The 19,671-nt window shown below is 70.7% G+C and carries 17 protein-coding genes; 10 read left to right on the forward strand and 7 right to left on the reverse strand.

Translation table 11 applies throughout. The features are described from left to right. Positions 1-678: 678 nt before the first annotated feature. Positions 679-1,209, reverse strand: a complete 531-nt coding sequence (locus G4D83_RS44280; RefSeq protein WP_240357173.1) for a GNAT family N-acetyltransferase — start codon at positions 1,207-1,209, stop codon at positions 679-681. A 146-nt stretch (positions 1,210-1,355) separates the two neighbouring features. Here G4D83_RS44280 and G4D83_RS44285 point away from each other — a divergent pair, with 146 nt between their 5' ends. Both G4D83_RS44285 and G4D83_RS44290 read left to right on the forward strand, forming a co-directional pair. Further along, positions 1,356-1,880: a hypothetical protein gene (locus G4D83_RS44285; RefSeq protein WP_163871008.1), complete on the forward strand. Its 525-nt coding sequence runs from the start codon at positions 1,356-1,358 to the stop codon at positions 1,878-1,880. A 637-nt stretch (positions 1,881-2,517) separates the two neighbouring features. Then, positions 2,518-3,267, forward strand: coding sequence for a DUF1338 domain-containing protein (locus tag G4D83_RS44290; protein ID WP_163871009.1), 750 nt, complete (start codon positions 2,518-2,520; stop codon positions 3,265-3,267). Positions 3,268-3,272: 5 nt separating this feature from the next. Here the strand turns inward: G4D83_RS44290 and G4D83_RS44295 are convergent, their stop codons facing one another. Then, positions 3,273-3,833, reverse strand: a complete 561-nt coding sequence (locus G4D83_RS44295) for a maltose acetyltransferase domain-containing protein (protein ID WP_163871010.1) — start codon at positions 3,831-3,833, stop codon at positions 3,273-3,275. A gap of 235 nt (positions 3,834-4,068) precedes the next feature. On the opposite strand from G4D83_RS44295, the gene G4D83_RS47060 reads away from it, so the two are divergent. Then, positions 4,069-6,162: an alpha/beta hydrolase family protein gene (locus G4D83_RS47060; protein ID WP_163871011.1), complete on the forward strand. Its 2,094-nt coding sequence runs from the start codon at positions 4,069-4,071 to the stop codon at positions 6,160-6,162. 18 nt (positions 6,163-6,180) lie between these two features. Here G4D83_RS47060 and G4D83_RS44305 read toward each other — a convergent pair whose 3' ends face one another. From G4D83_RS44305 to G4D83_RS44320, 4 genes are all read right to left on the reverse strand, one after another. Continuing rightward, the gene (locus G4D83_RS44305; protein WP_163871012.1) at positions 6,181-6,501 is read right to left on the reverse strand and encodes a DMT family transporter; all 321 of its coding nucleotides are present in this window, start codon (positions 6,499-6,501) and stop codon (positions 6,181-6,183) included. Positions 6,502-6,516: 15 nt separating this feature from the next. Then, the gene (locus G4D83_RS44310; RefSeq protein ID WP_163871013.1) at positions 6,517-7,110 is read right to left on the reverse strand and encodes a GNAT family N-acetyltransferase; all 594 of its coding nucleotides are present in this window, start codon (positions 7,108-7,110) and stop codon (positions 6,517-6,519) included. Positions 7,111-7,349: 239 nt separating this feature from the next. Further along, positions 7,350-8,660, reverse strand: coding sequence for an OmpA family protein (locus G4D83_RS44315; RefSeq protein ID WP_163871014.1), 1,311 nt, complete (start codon positions 8,658-8,660; stop codon positions 7,350-7,352). A 23-nt stretch (positions 8,661-8,683) separates the two neighbouring features. Beyond that, entirely contained in the window at positions 8,684-9,043 is a 360-nt protein-coding gene (locus tag G4D83_RS44320; protein ID WP_163871015.1) for a DUF4398 domain-containing protein, read from the reverse strand. Between the two features lie 213 nt (positions 9,044-9,256). On the opposite strand from G4D83_RS44320, the gene G4D83_RS44325 reads away from it, so the two are divergent. Next, positions 9,257-10,141: a 5'-3' exonuclease gene (locus G4D83_RS44325; protein ID WP_163871016.1), complete on the forward strand. Its 885-nt coding sequence runs from the start codon at positions 9,257-9,259 to the stop codon at positions 10,139-10,141. A gap of 6 nt (positions 10,142-10,147) precedes the next feature. Here G4D83_RS44325 and G4D83_RS44330 read toward each other — a convergent pair whose 3' ends face one another. Beyond that, the gene (locus G4D83_RS44330; RefSeq protein ID WP_205522862.1) at positions 10,148-11,767 is read right to left on the reverse strand and encodes a sensor histidine kinase; all 1,620 of its coding nucleotides are present in this window, start codon (positions 11,765-11,767) and stop codon (positions 10,148-10,150) included. A gap of 203 nt (positions 11,768-11,970) precedes the next feature. Between G4D83_RS44330 and G4D83_RS44335 the strand changes: the two genes are divergently transcribed. The 6 genes from G4D83_RS44335 to G4D83_RS44360 all read left to right on the forward strand — a co-directional run bounded on the left by G4D83_RS44335 (position 11,971) and on the right by G4D83_RS44360 (position 19,659). Continuing rightward, a complete protein-coding gene (locus G4D83_RS44335) occupies positions 11,971-12,411 on the forward strand; it encodes a group II truncated hemoglobin (protein ID WP_163871018.1) in 441 nt (146 codons plus the stop codon). A gap of 55 nt (positions 12,412-12,466) precedes the next feature. Continuing rightward, complete coding sequence (locus G4D83_RS44340) at positions 12,467-13,066, forward strand: TetR/AcrR family transcriptional regulator (RefSeq protein ID WP_163871019.1); 600 nt, start codon at positions 12,467-12,469, stop codon at positions 13,064-13,066. Positions 13,067-13,106: 40 nt separating this feature from the next. Continuing rightward, a complete protein-coding gene (locus G4D83_RS47065) occupies positions 13,107-14,069 on the forward strand; it encodes an alpha/beta hydrolase (protein WP_163871020.1) in 963 nt (320 codons plus the stop codon). A gap of 94 nt (positions 14,070-14,163) precedes the next feature. Next, positions 14,164-15,006: a hypothetical protein gene (locus G4D83_RS44350; protein ID WP_163871021.1), complete on the forward strand. Its 843-nt coding sequence runs from the start codon at positions 14,164-14,166 to the stop codon at positions 15,004-15,006. A gap of 124 nt (positions 15,007-15,130) precedes the next feature. Then, on the forward strand, positions 15,131-16,063 hold the full coding sequence (locus G4D83_RS44355) for an ABC transporter ATP-binding protein (protein WP_163871022.1): 933 nt from the start codon (positions 15,131-15,133) through the stop codon (positions 16,061-16,063). Continuing rightward, positions 16,060-19,659, forward strand: coding sequence for an ABC transporter permease/M1 family aminopeptidase (locus G4D83_RS44360; RefSeq protein ID WP_163871023.1), 3,600 nt, complete (start codon positions 16,060-16,062; stop codon positions 19,657-19,659). Before G4D83_RS44355 ends, G4D83_RS44360 begins: the two co-directional genes overlap by 4 nt. Positions 19,660-19,671 lie beyond the last annotated feature (12 nt).

The raw sequence follows: 19,671 nt of genomic DNA on the forward strand, positions 1-19,671 counted from the left end.
GGCGGCGGCGGCGCGATGGGTGGTGACGGCGGCGACGGCGGCGCGACGGGCATCACCTCCGGCGCTGGCGCGGCGGGCTTCACCTTCCAGACCGTGGTTCCCGCGCCGGAGAACATCTTCCTCTAAGCGGGGGAAGGCGCCCGCCGTCTCGTCCTCGAGACCTGACGGCGGGAGTCGTGATGTGGAGGCTGAGTCGCTGGAGCGGCTCACCTCGGCCTTCTTCGTGGGGCACCCAGGTATCCCCCGCCGTCTGTCTTCGGGACTGACGGCGGGAGTCGTGATGTGGAGGCCGGGTCGCCACGGGCGACCCACCTCGGCCCTCACGGGCCCACCCGGTGCTTCGTGTCGTCCGGCCCTCGCGGCCCGACGGCGGAGGGGCCGGGCGCATGTGCTGAATCGCTGGACGGGGCGGCTCGCATCCGAGTCGGGGGGACACCGCTGGCATCCAGGCCATGGACGTGGCGCGAGCGGCCCCGTGCCAGCCCATGGCTTCATCACCCGGGTCGTGCGAGCGACCCCGGAGCAAGCGCGCGGAAGTGTCCTCCCGTTGTCTGTCTTCAGGGCCTCCGCGCGCTTCTTCGCATTTCCCCGGCGGCGTCACGGTGCGCGCAATCGGCGCGCGGCCCGTTCGTGTTCCAGGGGCATGGCGCGCTTCCCCCAAGCCGGGCCTTGTCGCCCTCAGCCCGCATGTGACGCGGGCGTCCACTCCATGGCCACGTACGGAGAATCCTCCGGCGTGGGCGGAGCGCCGGACTCCTCCTGGAAGCCCAGTCGCGAGTACAGCTTTCGCGCGGGACTGTCGCGGAGGACGTGCAGGCGCACGCACACGCGCGCCTCGCCCGCGGCCTCCAGCAGCTCGCGCAACAGCCGTGCCCCCAGGCCCCCGCCCCGGCGCGTGGGCAACAGGGCGATGTCCACCAGCCGCCACTCCTTCTCGCCGCGCGCCACCAGCAACCTGCCCGCCGGCTGACCGTCCACCAACACCACCCGGTCCTCCGCTGTCGGATACCGCGCGGACCAGTCACGCCCCCGCGCCTGCCACTGCATGCGCAGGAACACCTCCGCCTGCGCGGGTGTCCAACCCCACGCCGACAGCTCGCCCTCCCGCGTGCTGGCGTACAGGGCGAAGAGGAAGTCGCTGTCGGAGGGGGAGATGGGACGCGAAGCCAGGGGCACGGTGCCGCGAAGCATGGCCGCGCGGGCCCGCACCCGTCCACCTCCCGACACCGCGCGCGGACCCCGTCCGCCACCCGACGCACGAGTGAAGCAACCGCGAACACCGACGTCCGTGGATTCGAGGTCCACACGTCAGACCCGGATGAGAGCTTGCGGGGCAATCCCGACAGGAGCACGAGATGAAGAAGACGCGAGACCCTGAGTTGACCCTGGCCCTCCAGGAGGCCCGCGAGACGGAGGACCGGTGGCGAGGGCTCGCCACGCGCCTGCTGGAGCTGGGGGACGATGCGATGGATGCGCAGCTGCTCGTCGCCTTCCGCGCCGCGCGCGAGGAGGGCGTGGTGCCGCCGGACGCGGGCTTCTTCCTGGTGGCCCACATCCTCACCGCCATGGCGGACGAGGCGCTGACGGAGGTACCGCGCGTCCAGCGCCTGGCGCTGGAGCTGGACCTGATGGAGCGCGAGTACGGCATGGAGGACGGCATCTGGCACGACGACGAGGAGCCGCCGCCGGAGGACTGGGAGGCCCTGCTCGCCGAATACGAGAACGCCTGTGACGAGGCCCGCGCCGCCTTCTTCCGCGCCTACGGTGAGGAGGACATGGCCCGGATGTACGTGGAGGACCGCGTCTGCTTCCACCGCCGCTTCGAGAGCGGACGCCGCTTCTTCCACGGCCTGCCCATGTTCCCCGAACACCTCCACTGACGCGCGTCCACCATGGAGCGGTGCGTCATTCTCGGGCGCTGATGAGGCGCGAGTCACAGGACGAGAAATCGAGAGGGCGGAGGGAAGATTCTCCGGGGCCCGCGTTCATCAGCGTGCCGACCGGGTCCGCCGTTTCGCGGAAGCTCATCCGCGCGTGCTTCTCCGCCCCAGTGGAGAGGTGACGCGTGCGCATCCGGCGGTGCTCGGGGGTCGTCCAGCGCGAGCCCGGTGTGGGGTTTCGTGGTGGAAGAGGGTGGAGGTGGGCCTGGGGGCTCGTCTCCGCCCTCGCCTGAGTCGGGCGCGTTGACGGCGACGTGACGTGTGCGACACAGCAACGGCGCAACTTTCTATTCACAATCGTGTCAATTAGTGGGGCTACAGGGTGGCGCAACGCGGCTTTGATGCTCACTCTTGCGCGGCACTGGCGTTTTCCAACGACGCACCCTATTTCGCCGCACGACTTCGGGTGGCGCCGAGCGGGCCGGAACGGAAGTCAATGCATACCAAGAAGGGTACAGAGACTCGAAACTCCAAGGCGAGTCTCTAGCGCGCGGCGCGCGTCTCCGAACGAAGTCCCCTCCAAGGGCTCGGAGTCGCGCGCCGCCGCACTTTTCTGGGCGGATTAGAGTGCGCCGCCATGACGACTTCTCAGGCCACCCGGCTGTTGGACTTGCTCTGGGAGCGCTACGCCTCCGAGGTGCCCTATGCGCGCACCTTCGTGCAGCTCTCCGGGGGCAGCTTTCGCAATGACCACGTCGCGCTGCGCTCGCTGGCTCGGCCCGGCGGCGGCATCGCCCTCTTCTCGCGTCCGTTCGAGCGGCTGGGCTGGAAGCCCGCGGGGGCGTACACCTTCCCCGACGCGCACCTCTCCGCCATCTACCTGTCGCACCCGGAGGGGCTGCCGCGCGTCTTCCTCTCCGAGCTGAAGTCGGAGGAGCTGTCGCCGCGCGCCCGGGAGCTGCTCGGCACGCTGCCGGACGACCCGCCGCCGCCGGAGGACGTGGACGCGCTGGCGGCGTGGTTCTGTTCGCCGCCGCCCCCGTCGGAGGCCGCGCTGCTGGAGCTGGAGAAGGAGTCGCAGTACGGCGCCTGGCTCCTGGCCTTCGGCCGCAAGGTGAACCACTTCACCGGCTCGGTGGACGACGTGGAGGCGTGGCAGCAGCGCATGCGCGACGCGGGCGTGCCCATGAAGGCGGACATCGAAGGCGCGCCGGGCACGTCGCTGCGGCAGACGGCCACCCAGGCCGCGCCGCTGTCGGTGACGCTGCGCGAGGGCGGCCGTCGGCCGTGGCCCTATGCGTACTTCGAGATTGCCGAGCGCTCGCCGGCCTTCGACGGGTTCCTGGGCCCGCAGGCGCGCGCGCTGTTCGACATGACGAAGCGCTGAAGCCCTCAGCGCAGCGAGCGGATGACGCGACAGGGATTTCCCGCCGCCAGCACGTGCGGCGGGACGTCCTTCGTCACCACGCTGCCGGCGCCGATGGTGACGCCCTCGCCGATGGTGACGCCCGCGACGATGATGGCGCCGCCGCCCACCCACGTCTTCGCGCCGATGGTGACGGGCCTCGCCAGCTCCGGGCCCTTGATTCGCGCGTCCGCGTCCAGCGGGTGCGTGGCCGCGTAGATGTGCACGTTGGGGCCAAATGACACGTCGTCACCAATGGTAATCTGGTTGCAATCCAGGATGACGCACTGGAAGTTCATGTAGACGCGTTCGCCCAGGGTGATGAAGGTGCCGTAGTCGCAGTGGAAGGGCGGCTCCAGGTAGCAGCCCTCGCCCCGCTTCCCGATGAGCTGGTCCAGCAGCCTCGCACGGGCCTCCTCGTCCTCCATCAGCGTGTCGTTGTAGAGGCGCAAGAGCCGGCGCGCCCGGGCCCTGGCCGCCGTCAGCTCCGCGTCCCAGCCGTTGTACAGCTCCCCCGCAAGCATCTTCTCGCGCTCGGTTCGTGCCATGGCCCGGCAGTCTTCACCGGCCCTGGCGCATGGCTCCCTCGAAGTGTGGCGTCTGTCGGGCGATGGACGCGCTGAGTCACTCCTCGCACGCCAAAACTTCCGAGGTCCAACGAACGACATGCCTGGCCTGGGCGCCGTGCGAAGGGTGCGCGGAGCAAGTGTCCGGATGCGAGGCCGTCCCACTCATGTAGTCTGGTGCTCTCTTCCAGACCCGTGGGGGGATGTGTTGATTCGGATGGTGGCGAGAGTCGTCGGCCTGGGGATGGCGCTGTGGTGCGCGGTGCCTCCTGCGTTCGCGCAGGTGGGGGAGTCGGCGCCCGCGCCCTCCGCGTTGGACCGTGAGACCGTCGTCGTCCGTGGGGCCGCGACGAAGACGGGCAAGCTGTCGGTGGAGTCCATCCTGGGCGCGGTGGGGCGCACCACGCGCTTCCGCCAGGTGGCGCTGTCTCCGGAGGGGACGTGGGTGGCGTGGGTGGAGGCGGCGTCGACGGGCGGTTCGCTCATCCACGCGGTGGAGTTGGACGTGAGCGAGCCCAAGGCGGTGCGCATCAGCGCCTGTCCCGAGGCGCGCGCGTGTGACGAGTCGTCCATCGCCTGGAGTCCGGACGGCAAGCGGCTGGCGTTCCTCTCCGACGCGCTCCAGCGGGGTCAGCCCCAGGTGTACGTCGCGGAGCTGGGGCAGGTGCCGGCGCGGAAGGTGACGTCCTTCACGGGGCCTCTGGCCTCGCCGCGGTGGTCGCCGGATGGCGCGTCCCTGGCGGTGCTGGTGATGGAGGGCGAGGGGGCCGCAGAGGCCAAGGGCCCCTCGGGTCCCGCCGCGCGCGAGACGGGCGTGGTGCGCGAGTCCAGTCCGGTGCGGCGCGTGGCGCTGGTGTCCGTGGCGGACGGCGCCCACCGCGCGGTGTCCCCCGAGCAGCTCTTCGTCTACGAGTACGCATGGAGTCCGGACGGCACGCGGCTGGCCTTCATCGCGGCGCCGCCTCCCGGAGACGCGAGCTGGTGGCTGGCGAAGCTGTACGTGCTGGAGACGGCCAACGGCCGCGCGCGCGTGGTGTACGCGCCCCGGTGGCAGCTCGCCGAGCCGGTGTGGAGCCCGGATGGGAAGCACGTGGCCGTCATCGAGGGGTTGATGAGCGACCAGGGCGTCAACGGAGGGGATGTGATGCTGGTGCCGCTGGATGGCGGCAAGGCGCGCAACCTCACGGAGGGGATGAAGGCGACGGCGACGACGCTGGAGTGGGTGGCGCCCCGCAGGCTGATGTTCGGCGCGCAGGTGAGGGGCGAGTCGGCGGTGGCCTCGGTGGACCCGACGGGGCAGGGTGGGGTGACGGTGCTGTGGAAGGGGCCGGAGCGGGTGAGCGCGGGCGGCTCCGTGGGGCTGTCGCTGTCGCGGGACGGCAAGCGCAGCGCGGTGGTGCGCGAGTCCTTCGCCCAGGCACAGAATGTGTGGGTGGGGCCGGTGGGGGACTGGGAGCGCCTCACGCGTCGCGAGGAGGACCTGCGCGCGCTGGTGGGCGAGACGAAGGACCTGTCGTGGAAGAGCGACGGCGTGGAGGTGCAGGGCTGGCTGGTGGCGCCCGCCCCGTCGATGGCGCCCACGTCGGGTGCTCGGGCGCCCATGGTGACGATGATTCACGGCGGGCCGGCATCGGGCGTGGTGCCCTCGTTCCGGCCGGACGTGCTGCTCTTCACGGCCCGGGGCTACTATGTCTTCCTCCCCAACTTCCGGGGCAGCTTCGGCCAGGGCGCGGACTTCACGCAGGCCAACCGGCGCGACTTCGGACGCGGGGACTTGCGCGATATCGTATCGGGCGTGGACGCGGTGCTGGCGCGCGCGCCGGTGGACCCCTCGCGCATCGGCGTCATGGGGTGGAGCTACGGCGGCTTCATGACGATGTGGGCGGTGACGCAGACGCAGCGCTTCCGCGCGGCGGTGGCGGGCGCGGGCATCGCCAACTGGCAGAGCTACTACGGCACCAACCGCATCGACGCGTGGATGCGGCCGTACTTCGGCGCGTCCGTGTACGAGGAGCCGGAGGTGTACACGCGCAGCTCGCCCATCAACTACGTGAAGCTGGCGCGCACGCCCACGCTGGTGCTGCACGGCGAGCGGGACGTGGAGGTGCCCGTCACGCAGGGCTACGAGTTCCACCACGCGCTGAAGGAGCTGGGGGTGAAGACCCAGTTCATCGTCTACGCGGACGAGGGCCACACCCTGCGCAAGCCGGAGCACGTGGTGGACCGGATGCGGCGCACGGTGGAGTGGCTGGACACGCACCTGCCCGCGGGAGCGAATGGCGCGCCCCGGGCCGTCGCGTCTCCGCGCTGAGTCGCCCCGCGCGGGCGCTCAGTGCGCGCCGCGCAGGTTGAGCAGCACGACGCCCGAGATGATGAGCGCCACGCCGAGGAGCTTCGTGGCGCTCATGGGCTCGTCCAGGAAGACGACGCCGATGGCGACGATGGCGGCCGTGCCCAGGCCGGACCACATCGCATAGGCGACTCCCACCGGCACCTGCTTCACCGCCTGCGACAGGAGCGCGAACGCCACCGCGTAGCCCGTGAGGCAGCCCACGGTGGGCCACAGGCGGGTGAAGCCCTGGGTGGATTTCAGCAGGCTCGTCGCCACCACTTCGCAGGCGATGGCCCCCAGCAGGAACAGATACGCCACGGTGCGGCCTCCAGACTATTCGGCGGCGGTGGGGCTGCCCTCGGGGGCGACGAGGGCGGTGAGGATGTGGTCCCTCCAGCGGCCGTCGATGCGCAGGAAGTCGCGCGCGTAGCCCTCCACGGTGAAGCCCAGCCGTCGCAGCACCGCGGCGCTGCGGAGGTTCTCCGGCAGGTGGTTGGCCTGGATGCGGTGCAGGCCCATGGTGGTGAAGGCGTGGGCGCAGACGGCGCGCAGGGCCTCCGTCATCAAGCCCTGTCCCTCGTGGCGGTGGTCCAGGCCATAGCCCAGCGTCACCGCCTGGAGCGGACCCCTGACGATGTTCGTGAGGGAGATATTGCCGATGACGGGCGCGGACGACAGCGGCTCCGCGCGCGGGAGGACCACCAGGCGCAGCGACATGTCGAAGCGCGCGTCTTCCAAGTCCTGCGCCAGCCGCGTGCGCCAGTACGTCAGCGTGTAGAAGTGGGTGGGCCGCGTGGGAGACACCGGGCCCAGGTGGTCGCGGTTGGCCTCGTAATAGGCCACGACGCGCGCCGCCCCGTCGGGGGGCAACTGCGTCACCCTCAGGCGCTCGGTGGTGAGCAGGACGGTGTGTTTGTCGGAGGCCATGGCGAAAGCGGCCCGCAGGCTAGCGTGTCCTCTCGCCGCGCGCGCCTGAACCGGAAGGCCCGAGGTGATGGGCCTGCTCCAGGGAACAGGGGCTCGGCGGGGTGGCCGAAGCACCACGCTCCGGGCCTCCCGGGGCCCAGGGGCCACCAGCAAGTCCGGAGCGAGGAGTCTTCACGCACATCACCGAGGCGCTTCATGCCAGGCCCACCCGGCGCGAGGCCGGGCGGGCGTCGGCGTGACTACTGCTTCCCGTCCGGGTTGGAGCCGCCCGCGCCATGGAAGTCCTCATGGTCGGCCGACGTGCCCTGCTGCCCCTGGCTCTCCGACGCGGGGATGTTGCCGCCGCCCCCCGTGCCGCCGTGGAAGTCCTCGTGGTCCGAGGCAGGGCCCTGCTGGCCCGAGGGCACCGCGCCGCTCGTGTTCTCCTGGGGCGGCAGGGTGTCATTGGAGGAGCCCGACTCCGGAGCCTGCTTCTTCTGCTCGGAGCCCGCGCCACCGGTGCCCTCGCCCTGGCCGCTGCCACCGACGGCGCGCTGGCCGCCCCGCTCGATGACGATTTCCACGCGGCGGTTGTTCGCGCGACCCTCGGCCGTGGCGTTGGTGGCCACGGGCTGGAACTCACCCATGCCGCGCGCCTCGATGCGATTGGCGGGCACGCCCTGGTCGATGAGGAACTCCTTCACGCGCTCGGCGCGCGCATAGGACAGCCGCTCGTTGAGCGCGTCCGAGCCCTGCGAGTCCGTGTGTCCCTCGATGAGCAGCGGCTTGTCGCCCTCCTTCAGCACCTGGGCCACGTCCGCCAGCCTGTCCCGGGCCACCGGCAGCAGGTCCGACGCACCGGAGGCGAAGAGGACGCTGCCCGACAGCGTCAGCACCGTGCCACGCGCCTCCTCCTTCACCTTGAGGTCCTTGTTGGCCCGGTCCAGTTGCGTCAGCGCCGCGCTGGCCTTGCGCTCGGCCTCCAGGCGCGCCTGTCGCTCGGCCTCGAGTTGCTGGGCGGTCTGCTGGTCCGCCTGGCTTCGCGCCTGCTGCTGCGCCTGCAGCTCCGCCGTCTGGCGTTGCAGCTCCTGGTTCTGCTGGGCCAGGCGCTGGGCCTCGGTCTCCAGTTGCTGGCGTCGGGAGGACTCCTCCGACAGCCGCTGGTCATTGACTTGCTGCTGCTGGGCCGCCTGGGTCTGCGACAGCCGCTGCTGCTCATGTCGGGCCTGGGCCTGGCTCAGGGCCCGCTCGGCCTGGGCCTGCTGCCTGGCGGCGATTTCCGCGCTGCCCCAGGCGTTGGCGGTCTCCGTCTTGCGCAGGGCCACGTACGCCAGCACCCGGGCGCGGGTGGAGTGGTCTTCGTTCTGGTACGCCTGCTCCGCCTCGCGCAGGGCATCGCGCGCCTCGGTCACCTCCCGGGGACGCTCACGCCCCTGGGGACTGGCAATCAACTGCTGGTAGGCCGACCGCGCCTCCACGAGCTCCTTGGGCGGAGCGGCACTCGCGCTCCCCGCCGCGAGGAGCGTCGTCGCTCCGACGAGGGCCTTCCATCCACGCTTGGTTCGCACCATGACGGTTTCCTCCGGGAGTGGGCTCACTGCAGGCCGCGTTGCAGCGCCTGGGCCTGCTGGGTGGTTTGCTGTGCCTGCCGCTCCAGGGGCAACGCACGTGCGAGCGCCAACGCGAGGTCCGCGTCCGCGTCCGCCTGCATGAAGCTCAGCTCCGCGCCTGGCGTGTCCTCATCCACCAGAAGCTGCTCGCCGTTGTTGACCTGCTGGCGGGCAAACTCCAGATGTCGCGCGGCTTCGGGGATGCGCGCGGCGCCGGCTCCTTCGGCTGCGCGCATGGAGGCGATGGCCTCCGTTCGTTTGCTGTTCGAGACGTGTTTCACGCTCTGGCCGGCGCACCCGAACAGGGTGGCGCACAGCATCGCGGCAAGCAGCTTCGGGCGCACGGTCTACCTCCAGCCGTCAGTCCACGGAGCGCGGGTGTCGCGCCCCAGGTCCTGAAGTGTGCTCGGGCCGACAACCCGGCAATCCACACCGGGACAAGCCGCCCGGAGAGGGAGCGGGCGGCCACGCGATATCGCAAGCCATCCTTGCGCGCTCGCGGCGTCGTGACGTCGGCGGAAGCTGGCTGGAAGGCGCCAGGAGCGGTAGGAGGAGGCATGCGCCTGCATCTGGTGGATGGCACCTACGAGCTGTACCGCGCCCACTTCTCGCCCCGGCCGGGACACGCCGCGCCGGACGGGCGGGACGTGAAGGCGTCGGTGGGACTGATGTCCTCGCTGCTGATGCTGTTGCACGACACGGACGAGGCCGTCACGCACGTGGCGGTGGCGTTCGACAACCCCATCCGCTCGTTCCGCAACGCGCTGTTCGCCGAGTACAAGAGCGACGAGGGCGTCCCGCCGGAGCTGCACGCGCAATTCAACCTGGCCGAGGAGGCCGTCGCGGCGCTGGGCGTGCGCGTGTGGTCCATGAAGGAGCACGAGGCGGACGACGCGCTGGCCACCGCCGCGGCGAAGTGGGCGGACCAGGTGGAGCAGGTGCGCATCTGCACGCCGGACAAGGATTTGGGCCAGTGCGTGCGCGGCCAGCGCGTGGTGCAGGTAGACCGGCGGCAGGAGAAGGTGCTGGACGAGGACGCGGTGCGCGCGAAGTTGGGGGTGTCCCCCGCGAGCGTGCCGGACTGGCTCGCGTTGATGGGCGATGTCGCGGACGGCATCCCCGGGCTGAAGGGCTTCGGGGAGAAGGGCGCGGCGTCGCTGCTGACGGCCTACGGGAAGCTGGAGTCGATTCCGGACGACGCGAGCACGTGGACGGTGCGCCCGCGCGGCGCGGACAAGCTCGCCGCGACGCTGCGCGAGCACCGCGCAGATGCGCTCCTGTACCGGCGGCTCGCCACGCTGGTGACGGACGCGCCGCTGCCCGGCACGAAGACGCTGGAGGACCTGGCGTGGCGGGGCGTGCCCCGGGCGACGTTCGAGTCCTTCTGCGACAAACTGGGTGTCACCACGCTGAAGCGCAGGCCGAAGCGCTGGGTGGAGTGAAGGCCGCTACCCCGCGGCCTGGCCGTCATCCTCGGCCGCCTTGGTGGCGAGCGCGACGGGCGGCTGACGGGGGAGGTGCACGGTGAAGGTGGTGCCCTGCTCCTGGGTGGAGTGCGCCTCCACGGTGCCGCCGTGCGCCAGGACGATGCTGCGCACGATGTAGAGCCCCAGGCCGATGCTGCGCATGCCCCGGTCCTCGGGACGCTCCACGCCGCGCTCCAGCGGCTCGAAGATGCGCGACTGGATGTCGCCGGGAATCGGCAGGCCCTTGTTGTGGACCTCCAGCACGATGCCCGAGTCCTCGCCCCGCGCCATGACGCGCACCACCGTGTCCGGCGGGCTGTACTGCATCGCGTTGCCCACCAGGTTGCCGAGCACTTGCACGATGCGGTCCGGGTCCCACGAGCCGGCGCCGGTGCCCTCGTACTCGGAGACGATGCGGCGCTCCGGCCAGGCCGCCTGGAGTTCGTCCAGCGCCGCGTGCACCACCTCGTGCAGGTCCATGGGGCGCGGGTAGATGGGCAGCCCCCGGCCCTGCCGGGCCCGGGTGAAGTCGAGCAGGTCGCGAATCATCCGCGTCGCCCGCTCCGCCGCGCGCAGGATTCGCTGCACGTTGCGCTGCTGCCGGTCATCCGCGTCCGGACGCTGCGCCAGGAGGGACGCCGCCAGCGTTATCGCGCCCAGGGGGTTGCGCAAGTCATGGCTGACGATGCCGATGAGCTGCCGCTCGAAGTCCGCCTGCGCGTGCACCTCCGACAAGAGACGCAGGCGCTCGGCCTCCGTCTGCTGCCACTCGGTGACGTCCTGCATCGCCCCCACCACCTGCACCGCCTGGTTGTCCGAGTCGCGGACGATGTGGCACCGGTCCACCACGTGGGCCCAGGTGCCGTCGCCGCGCTGGAAGCGGTAGGTGTCCTGCCACTCGTGGCTCTCGCTGGAGACGGCCTGCCGCAGGCCACGCACCACGCGCTCGCGGTCCTCCGGGTGCAGGCGCTCCGCCCACCAGGCGCGCGTGTCGCGGATGTTCCCGGACACATGGCCGAACAGCTCGTGCAGGCCGCTGGTCCAGTCCACCGCGTCCGTGCGCGGGTCCCACTCCCACACCGCGTCGCGCGTGGCCCGGGCGGCCAGCCGGAAGCGCAGCTCGCTGCGCCACGCGCGCTCCTCCGCGGCCTGCACCTCCGTCAGCGTGCCTTCGGCCAGCATGCGCCGCGCGCGCTCGTCCTCCAGCAACTGGCGGCGCTGGCGCTCCAGGCGGGCCAGGGCGAGCACGCGCGCCTCCAGCTCCACCGGACGGAAGGGCTTGAAGACGTAGTCGTTGGCGCCCGCGGCGAGCGCCTCCACCACGTCGTCCGCGCGCGTGTTGACGGTGAGCAGCAGCACGGGAATCAGCGAGGTGGCGGGCCCGGAGCGCACGAAGCGACACACCTCCAGGCCCGACATGCCCGGCAGGTACCAGTCCAGCACCAGCACCTCGGGCAACAGCCCGTGCTCCTGCCCCAGCTTCTCCAGCAGGGCGGCGCCGTCGATGAACGTCTCCACCTGACAGGCGGGCGTGAGCGCTCGGCGGATGGCCTCGGTCTCGACGGAGCTGTCGTCGAGCACCCAGACGCGAGGAGGAGGCATCGCGCGGGTCCGCGGAGGAAGGGTGGATGGGGGCACGGGTGGCGCAGGCTCTAGCAACCGAGTCTCACCCCGGTCAAATCTTCGATGGGCAACCCGCGAGGGCCCTGCCAACCTGTCGCCCTCTCGACAGCCCTCACGACGGCGCACCGAGCGCTCGTTCCACCGAGGGAAGACCCGCGCCCGCACCGATGTTGAAGGATGTCATGCCCGTTGAGCTCAAAGTTGCCCCCTCGGATGATTGGGTGCCCACGTTGGATGACACGCCGTACCAGCGCATCGGTGGCGCGGATGCGGTGATGGCGCTGGCGGGGGCCTTCTATGACGCGATGGACGCGCACGAGCCGGTGCTGGCGAAGCTGCACGAGTTGGACGAGCAGGGGCGGGTGAACGGCGGGACGCGCGAGCGCTTCGGCCTCTTCCTCATCGGGTGGCTTGGCGGGCCGCAGCGTTACGCGGAGCGGCATGGCCACCCGCGCCTGCGGATGCGCCATGGCCATGTGCCCGTGGATCTGTCCATGCGCGACGCGTGGCTGCGCGCCATGGGCAAGGCCCTGGACGCGCGGGGTGTCACGGGTGGGCTGCGCCGCTTCCTGGATGACCGCTTCGCCCAGGTGGCGGATTTCCTGCGCAACTCCGAGGGCTGAGCGGTCTCCCGTTCATCGACTTGCGGAAAAAAGCACGAGCGTTTAGAAAGAGCCCATGCGCAAGGGCGAGCTCACCCATCAGGCGATTCTCGAGCGGGCCATCCAGCTCGCCAGCCGGGTGGGCTTGCAGGGGTTGAGCATTGGCGGGCTGGCGGAGGAGCTGCAGCTCTCCAAGAGCGGCCTGTTCGCGCACTTCCGTTCCAAGACGTCGCTCCAGGTGGAAATCCTGGAGGCGGCGACGGCGCTGTTCACCGAGCGGGTCATCCGCCCGGCGCTCACGCAGCCCCGGGGTGAGCCTCGGGTGCGGGCCCTCTTCGAGAACTGGCTGACGTGGGAGCGGGAGCTGGTGCCGGAGGGCGGGTGCATCTTCGTGGCGGCGGCCACGGAGCTGGATGACGCGCCCGGGCCCGCGCGCGACAGGCTGGTGCAGACGCAGCGGGACTGGCTGGACTGCCTGGCCCAGGCCGCGCGCATCGCCGTCGCCGAGGGGCACTTCCACAAGGACGTGGACGTGGAGCAGTTCGCCCACGATGAGAACGCGCTCCTCCTGGGCTTCCACCACTCCGCGCGCCTCTTGAAGGAGCCGCGCGCGGAGACGTGGGCCCGGCGCGCCTTCGACGCGCTCCTGCGCGCCGCCCGTCCCCAGGGCTCCTGAGATTTCTTTGGCGGTGTGTCGTTCCGAGGAGGACCTCGTCATGGCGAAAAATAGCACGAACGTTCGGGCGAAATTGTCGATGTGGGGTGTGCGGGCGGCGGCGTTGAGCGTGGGGGCGGTGGCTCCGGGGCTGACGGCGGCGTGGGCGGAGCGGATGTTCCGGACGCCGCGACGGCCGCATCGCTCGAAGACGGCGGAGGCGGTGCTGGCGCGGGGGCAGCCTCGGATGCTGACGCTGGGGGGCGAGGAGGTGGCGGTGTGGAGCTGGGGCGTGGGCCCGCGCGTGCTGCTGGTGCACGGGTGGAGCGGGTATGGCGGGCAGCTGACGGCCTTCGTGGAGCCGCTGGTGGAGGCGGGCTTCTCCGTCGTGACGTACGACGCGCCGGGGCATGGGCAGTCGACGGGGAGGACCAGCTCGTTGCCGGAGATGGCGGAGCTGGTGGCGGACGTGGCGCGGGCGACGGGCGGGCCGTACGCGGTGATTGCGCACTCACTGGGCGCGGCGGCGACGGCGGTGGCGATGCGCGACGGGCTGAAGGTGGGGAGGGCGGTGTTCGTGTCGCCGCCGGCGGACCCTCGCGGTGGCATCCAGGCCTTCGCTCGGGCGATGGGGCTCACGGATGGGGTGTGGATGCGGATGGAGCAGCGCATCGAAGCGCGCTTCAGTCTGCGGCTGCGGGATTTGGCGCTGCCCAACTTCGTGCCGCTGTTGGGGCGTGTACCGCTGCACGTGTTCCACGACGTGGGGGACCGGGAGGTGCCGCTCGTCGCGGGCGAGTCGGTGGCGAGCGCGTGGCCGGGCGCGCGGCTGACGCGGACGCAGGGGCTGGGACACAACCGCATCCTGTATGCGCCGGAGGTGGTGTCGCAGGCGGTGGGCTTCCTCGCGGAGGGCAAGCCTGAGACGGCGTGGGCGGACGTGGGGTTGCTCGCGTCGGCATCGGCCGCGGCGTCGGCCCACACGGCGTCGCGCGCGCCGCTGCGGCTGGTGCGGCACTCGTGAGGTGACGCGGGCCCGCTGGTGGTGCGAGGGCGGTGTTGCTGGGACAGGCCCCGCGTGCATGGTGTCGTGAGAGGGATTGGCTATAAGTGCGCGCATGTCCCGTGAAGAGAATGCCCGCTACCTCGAATCGATTCGCCAGCGCGGTGCTCTCGCGCCCTTCAAGCGTTGGATGAAGCTGTGGCCGTTCCTGCTCGTCGCGTACGCGGTCATGTACTTCATGTTCAGCGGCGGCAAGCTGCCGGGGCCGCCGTCCTTCGCGGACCTGAGCCGGGTCGGCTCGCAGCTCCTCATCGGAGTCGTGGTCTTCGTGGGCGCCCTGGGCTTCGTCTTCTGGAAGGGACAGTCGACGCGCCGCGAAATCAAGGCGGCCTTCCTGCATCCCGACGCGAGTGCCCTGCTCGCCGTCTACGACCGGATGCTCGCGGCGAACAGCCGGTTTCCGGATATCGACTCCGTCCGTGTGAGCTCTCGTGCCTTGGCCCATGCCTTCTACGGCGACGCGGCCTCCGCGCGCCGGGAGCTGGCGAGCATCAACTGGGCAGGGCGTCCCCCCGTCATCCGCGCGATGGAGCGAGTGGGTGAGGCGACCATCCTCCTGCTGTGCGAGGACGCGCCCGAGCAGGGGCTCCTGCTCGCGAAGGAGGCGCTCTCCATGGTGGACGTTCCCTCGGTGGTCGGTGCGAACAAGGCGCGCGCCTACTACGAGATTCTCGTGAGCATTGGCGAGGTGCTCACCGGCACGGCCACCCCTGCTTCGCTTCAGGTGCTGGAGCAGCATCACCAGAAGACCCGACTGGCCGTGGCCCGACTGCCGAGCGCCTGGGGCCTCCGGGTGGCGTACACGCGGGCGGGCGACACGGCGCGCGCCGAGGCGATGCGCGAGGTGCTCCAGCGTGAGGCGCCGCACTGCGCTCCACTCCATCGAATCCCCGGCTGAGTCCCCGGGTGGGTGGGCACCGTGGCGTCACGGTGCTCCAGCCCACATCTGCGCCCAGCCACAGTGAGCGTCGTCCGCGCGCGTCCTGGGAAATGAGTGCCCGTCTCCAGACGTAGAGGGGGGCATGCTCTCCCTCCGCAATCTGGTGAAGGTGTATCCGGGCCCGGTGTCCGCCCTGCGGGGCGTAGATTTGGAGATACCTCGCGGGATGTTCGGGCTGCTGGGGCCGAATGGCGCCGGCAAGTCCACGCTGATGAAGATTCTGGCGGGCCTGCTGGAGCCCACCTCCGGTGAGGTGACGCTGGACGGATTGGACATCGTCCGCCACCCGGAGTCGCTCCGACCCCAGCTGGGCTACCTGCCACAGGAGTTCGGCTTCTACCCGTACCTCACGGGCGAGGCCATGCTGCTGTACCTGCTCAAGCTCAAGGGCGTCACCGCGCCACGGGGACTGAAGGCGCTGTGCGCGGAGCTGCTGGAGCGGGTGAACCTCACCTTCGCCGCGAAGCGCAAGGTGAAGGAGTACTCGGGCGGCATGCGGCAGCGGTTGGGCATCGCCCAGGCGCTCGCGGGCGACCCGAAGCTCATCATCGTGGACGAGCCCACCGCGGGCCTGGACCCCGAGGAGCGCCTGCGCTTCTACCGGCTGCTCGCGGAGGTGGCGAACGAGCGCACCGTCCTCCTCTCCACGCACATCGTCGAGGACGTGGCGATGCTGTGTCCGCGCTTCGCCGTCATCCGACAGGGCCGCGTGGTGGCGATTACGTCCCCCACCGAGGCGAAGGCCGCCATCCAGGGCACCATCTTCGAGGGCACCGCCTCCAACGCCGAGCTGACCGAGCTCCAGCGCACCCGCCGCGTCACGCAAGCCGTGCTCTTCGAGGGCCGCAATCGCGTGCGCATCCACTCGACGGGAAGCGACGTGCCCCCGGGCTTCGAGCGCGTCACGCCCACGCTGGAGGACGCCTACCTGCTCCTGATGAAGGACACGCGCGAGGCCCCCGCGACGTCGCAGCCGACGCCGGGCGTGGAAGCCGCTCGCGAGGTGGCGCGATGAACGTGGCCCGGCTGGGCACGGTGGTGCGCACGGAGTTGTCGCACCAGCTTCGTCGCCCGCTGTTCGTCATCCTGCTGTTCATCACCTTCCTGTCGGTGTGGGGCCTGTCCTCGGGCAACGTCACCATCGAGTCCGGCGCCAGTCAGGTGGGCGGACAGAAGGCCTGGGTGACGAGCGAGTTCGCCGTCTCGCAGACGCTCCTGCTGCTCATGTTCCTGCTGTACACCTTCTTCATCTCCGTGGGCGCGGGCATGGGCGTCATCGCGGACGAGGAGGCGCGGGTAGGCCCCATCCTCCACACCACGCCGCTGACGCCGCGCGAGTACGTGTGGGGCAAGTTCCTCGCGGTGCTGAGCGCTTACGGAGTGGCGCTCGTGGCGCTGGTGCTCTTCCTCGTCTTCTTCCACCACGTGGTGCCCGCTGGAGAGAGCGCGGAGTTTCGAGGCCCGCTGTCGTGGCTCAACTACGTGCGGCCCGCGCTCTTCTTCGGCGTGCCGATGCTGGTGTTCTTCGCGGGCACCGCCTTCGCGCTGGGCGAGGGCACCCGGCGCCCGGTGCTCGTGTACTTCCTGCCGGTGACGACGCTGTTCGTCTGCGCCTTCTTCCTGTGGGACTGGTCTCCCGGGTGGCTGGACCCTCGGGTGAACCGGGTGCTCCAGGCGCTGGACCCCGCGGGCATGCGGTGGCTGAGCGAGACGTGGGTGAAGGTCGACCGGGGCGTCGCCTTCTACAACGTGGAGCGCGTGGGACTGGATGCGCTGTTCGTCCTCAGTCGACTGGGCTTCATCGCGGTGGGCCTCGGTGGCGTGGCCTGGAGCGCGCGGCACGTGGCCCTGGGCCTTCGCGGTGCGCCGGTGCGCGACGTGCGCGGCAAGACGCTGGCGGACATCCCGCTGGCGACGCCGGAGGGAGTCACACGCGAGCAGACACCGCTGTCGACGCTGGGCATGCGCGCCCGACCTCCCGGCGCGCTGTCGGGCCTGTGGGTGGTGGCTCGCGCGGAGGTGCGAGGGCTCTTGTCGCAGCCAGGCCTCTACCTGTTCATGCCCATCATCCTGCTGCAGACGGTGTCGCAGGCGTTGAACAAGGTGGGCCCGTTCGACACGCGGCTTTTGACGTCCTCGGGCTTCTTCGCGGTGGGCACGATGGGTGTGGCATCCACGCTCGCGTGTCTGCTGCTCATGTTCTACACGGTGGAGTCGCTGGAGCGGGAGCGCGCGTCCCACTTCGCGCCCATCCATGACGCCTCTCCGGTGCGGACGGTGTCGGTGCTGCTGGGCAAGGCGCTCGCCAACAGCCTCGTCGGCGTGTCGCTGCTGGTGGCGGCGGGGCTCGCGGGCAGCCTCGTCCAGCTCTCTCAAGGACAGGTGGCGCTCTCGTTGTGGCCGTATGTCCTGACGTGGGGGTTGATGCTGCCCACGTTCTTCGCGTGGACGTGCTTCGTGCTGGCGGCGCGCGCGGTGGCGGGAGGGCGCTTCGGCGCGTATGGCCTGGCGCTCGCCGCGCTGTGCCTGACCGGCTACGCGGCGGTGCGCGGCAACCTCCACTGGGCGACGAACTGGCCGCTGTGGGGCGCGGTGTTGTGGTCCGATATGGGGCCCTTCGAGGTGGACAGGTCCGCGCTCCTCTTGAATCGCCTGGGCACGCTGGGGCTCGCCGCCTTCTTCACGGCGCTGGCGGTGCGGTTGGATGGGCGGCGCGCGGCGGACTCGGTGAGCCTGCTGGAGCGCCTCCGGCCCGGGGGATTGCTGCGCGGCGCGTGGCGACTGTCTCCGTGGGCGGTGGTGCCCGCGGTGGCCCTGCTGGCGGCCGCCGTGCAAGTGGGACAGGGCTGGCAGGGTGACGCCGCGAAGAAGCGCGCGAAGGAGTACTGGCAGAAGAACCTGGCCACGTGGCTGGACGCGCCGCAGCCGTCGATTCAGGACGTGGACCTGGACGTGGAGTTGGAACCCGAGGGGCGCACCCTTCGCACGCGGGGCACGTACACGCTGGTCAACCGGCACGCGAAGGCGCTGGCGTCCTTTGCCTTCACGGGAGGAGACCACTGGGAGGACGTGCGCTGGACGTTGGATGGGAAGGACGTCACGCCGGAGGACCGCTCGCGGCTGTATGTCTTCAAGCCCGAGGCGCCCCTGGCCCCCGGCGCGGTGGTGCGCGTGGGCTTCGAGTTCCATGGCGAGTTCCCCAAGGGCATGACGAAGAACGGGGGCAAGGTGTCGGAGTTCATCCTGCCCTCCGGCGTGGTGCTCACCAGCTTCGAGCCAAGCTTCGCCCCGGTGGTGGGCTTCCGCGACGACATCGGCGTGGACAAGGACGAGAACAAGTACGAGCCGCGCGTCTACCCGGACGACTTCTACGAGGGCGTCACGGAGGCCGCCTACGGCATGGGCACGCCCTTCACCACGCGCATCCGCGTGACGGGGCCGGCGGAGTACACGCTCAACTCGGTGGGCGTGCTGGAGAGCGACGAGGTGAAGGACGGGCGCCGCGTCAGCGTGTGGCGCAGCGACGCGCCGGTCAGCATGTTCAACATCGTCGCAGGCCGCTGGACGGTGCTGCGCGGCGAGGGCACCGCCGTCTTCCATCACCCCGCGCATGTCTACAACGTGGAGGAGATGCGGCGCGGCCTGGAGGCGTCACGCCGGTACTACTCGGAATGGTTCCACCCCTTCCCGTGGAAGGAGCTGAAGCTGTCCGAGTTCCCCGGCCTCGCCACCTACGCGCAGGGCTTCGCCACCAACATCACCTTCTCGGAGAGCATCGGCTTTCTCGCTCGGAGCACGCCCGAGGCGAACGCCGTGCTGCTGATTACCGCGCACGAGGCGGCGCACCAGTGGTGGGGCAACATGCTCATCCCTGGCAAGGGGCCGGGCGGCGCGGTGCTGTCCGAGGGCACGTCCCACTACTCGGCGATGAAGCTGATGGAGCAGTTGGAGGGGCCCCGGACGCGGATGGAAATCGCGAAGCGACTGGAGGAGCACTACGCGAAGGAGCGGCACGTGGACGCGGAGCGGGCGCTGGTGAAGCTCGACGAGTCGCGCGAGGGCGACACCACCGTGCTCTATGACAAGGGCGGCTGGGTGTTCTGGATGATGGAGGACCTGATGGGCCGCCCGGCGATGCACGCGGGACTCCAGGCGTTCCTCCAGAAGTACGTGGGCCACGAGGACCACCCCGTGCTGCAGGACTTCACCGCGGCGATGCGACCCTTCGCGCCGGACGCGGCCGCCTACGACGCCTTCGTCCAGCAGTGGTTCCACGAGGTGCATGTCCCGCGGTACCGCCTGTCCAACGCCCAGGTGAAGCAGGAGGGCGGACAGTGGGTGACCACGGTGACGGTGGAGAACGTGGGCGACGGCCGCATGCCCGTGGAGGTCGCCGCGGTGAAGGGCGAGCGCTTCACGGAACGCAGGGACGCGAAGACTCCGGACGTGCAGTCACCGGATTACCGAGATGCGCGTGCGCGCGTGGTGCTGGGCGCGGGCGAGAAGGCCGACGTCACGGTGCGCGCGGACTTCCCGCCCGAGCGCTGGGTGGTGGACCCCGATGTGCGCGTGCTCCAGCTTCGTCGCGAGCAGGCGGTGGTGCCGCTGTGAGCCGATGGCCGC

Origin of the sequence: Myxococcus eversor, from assembly GCF_010894455.1 — a bacterium.
Classification (GTDB): Bacteria; Myxococcota; Myxococcia; order Myxococcales; family Myxococcaceae; genus Myxococcus; species Myxococcus eversor.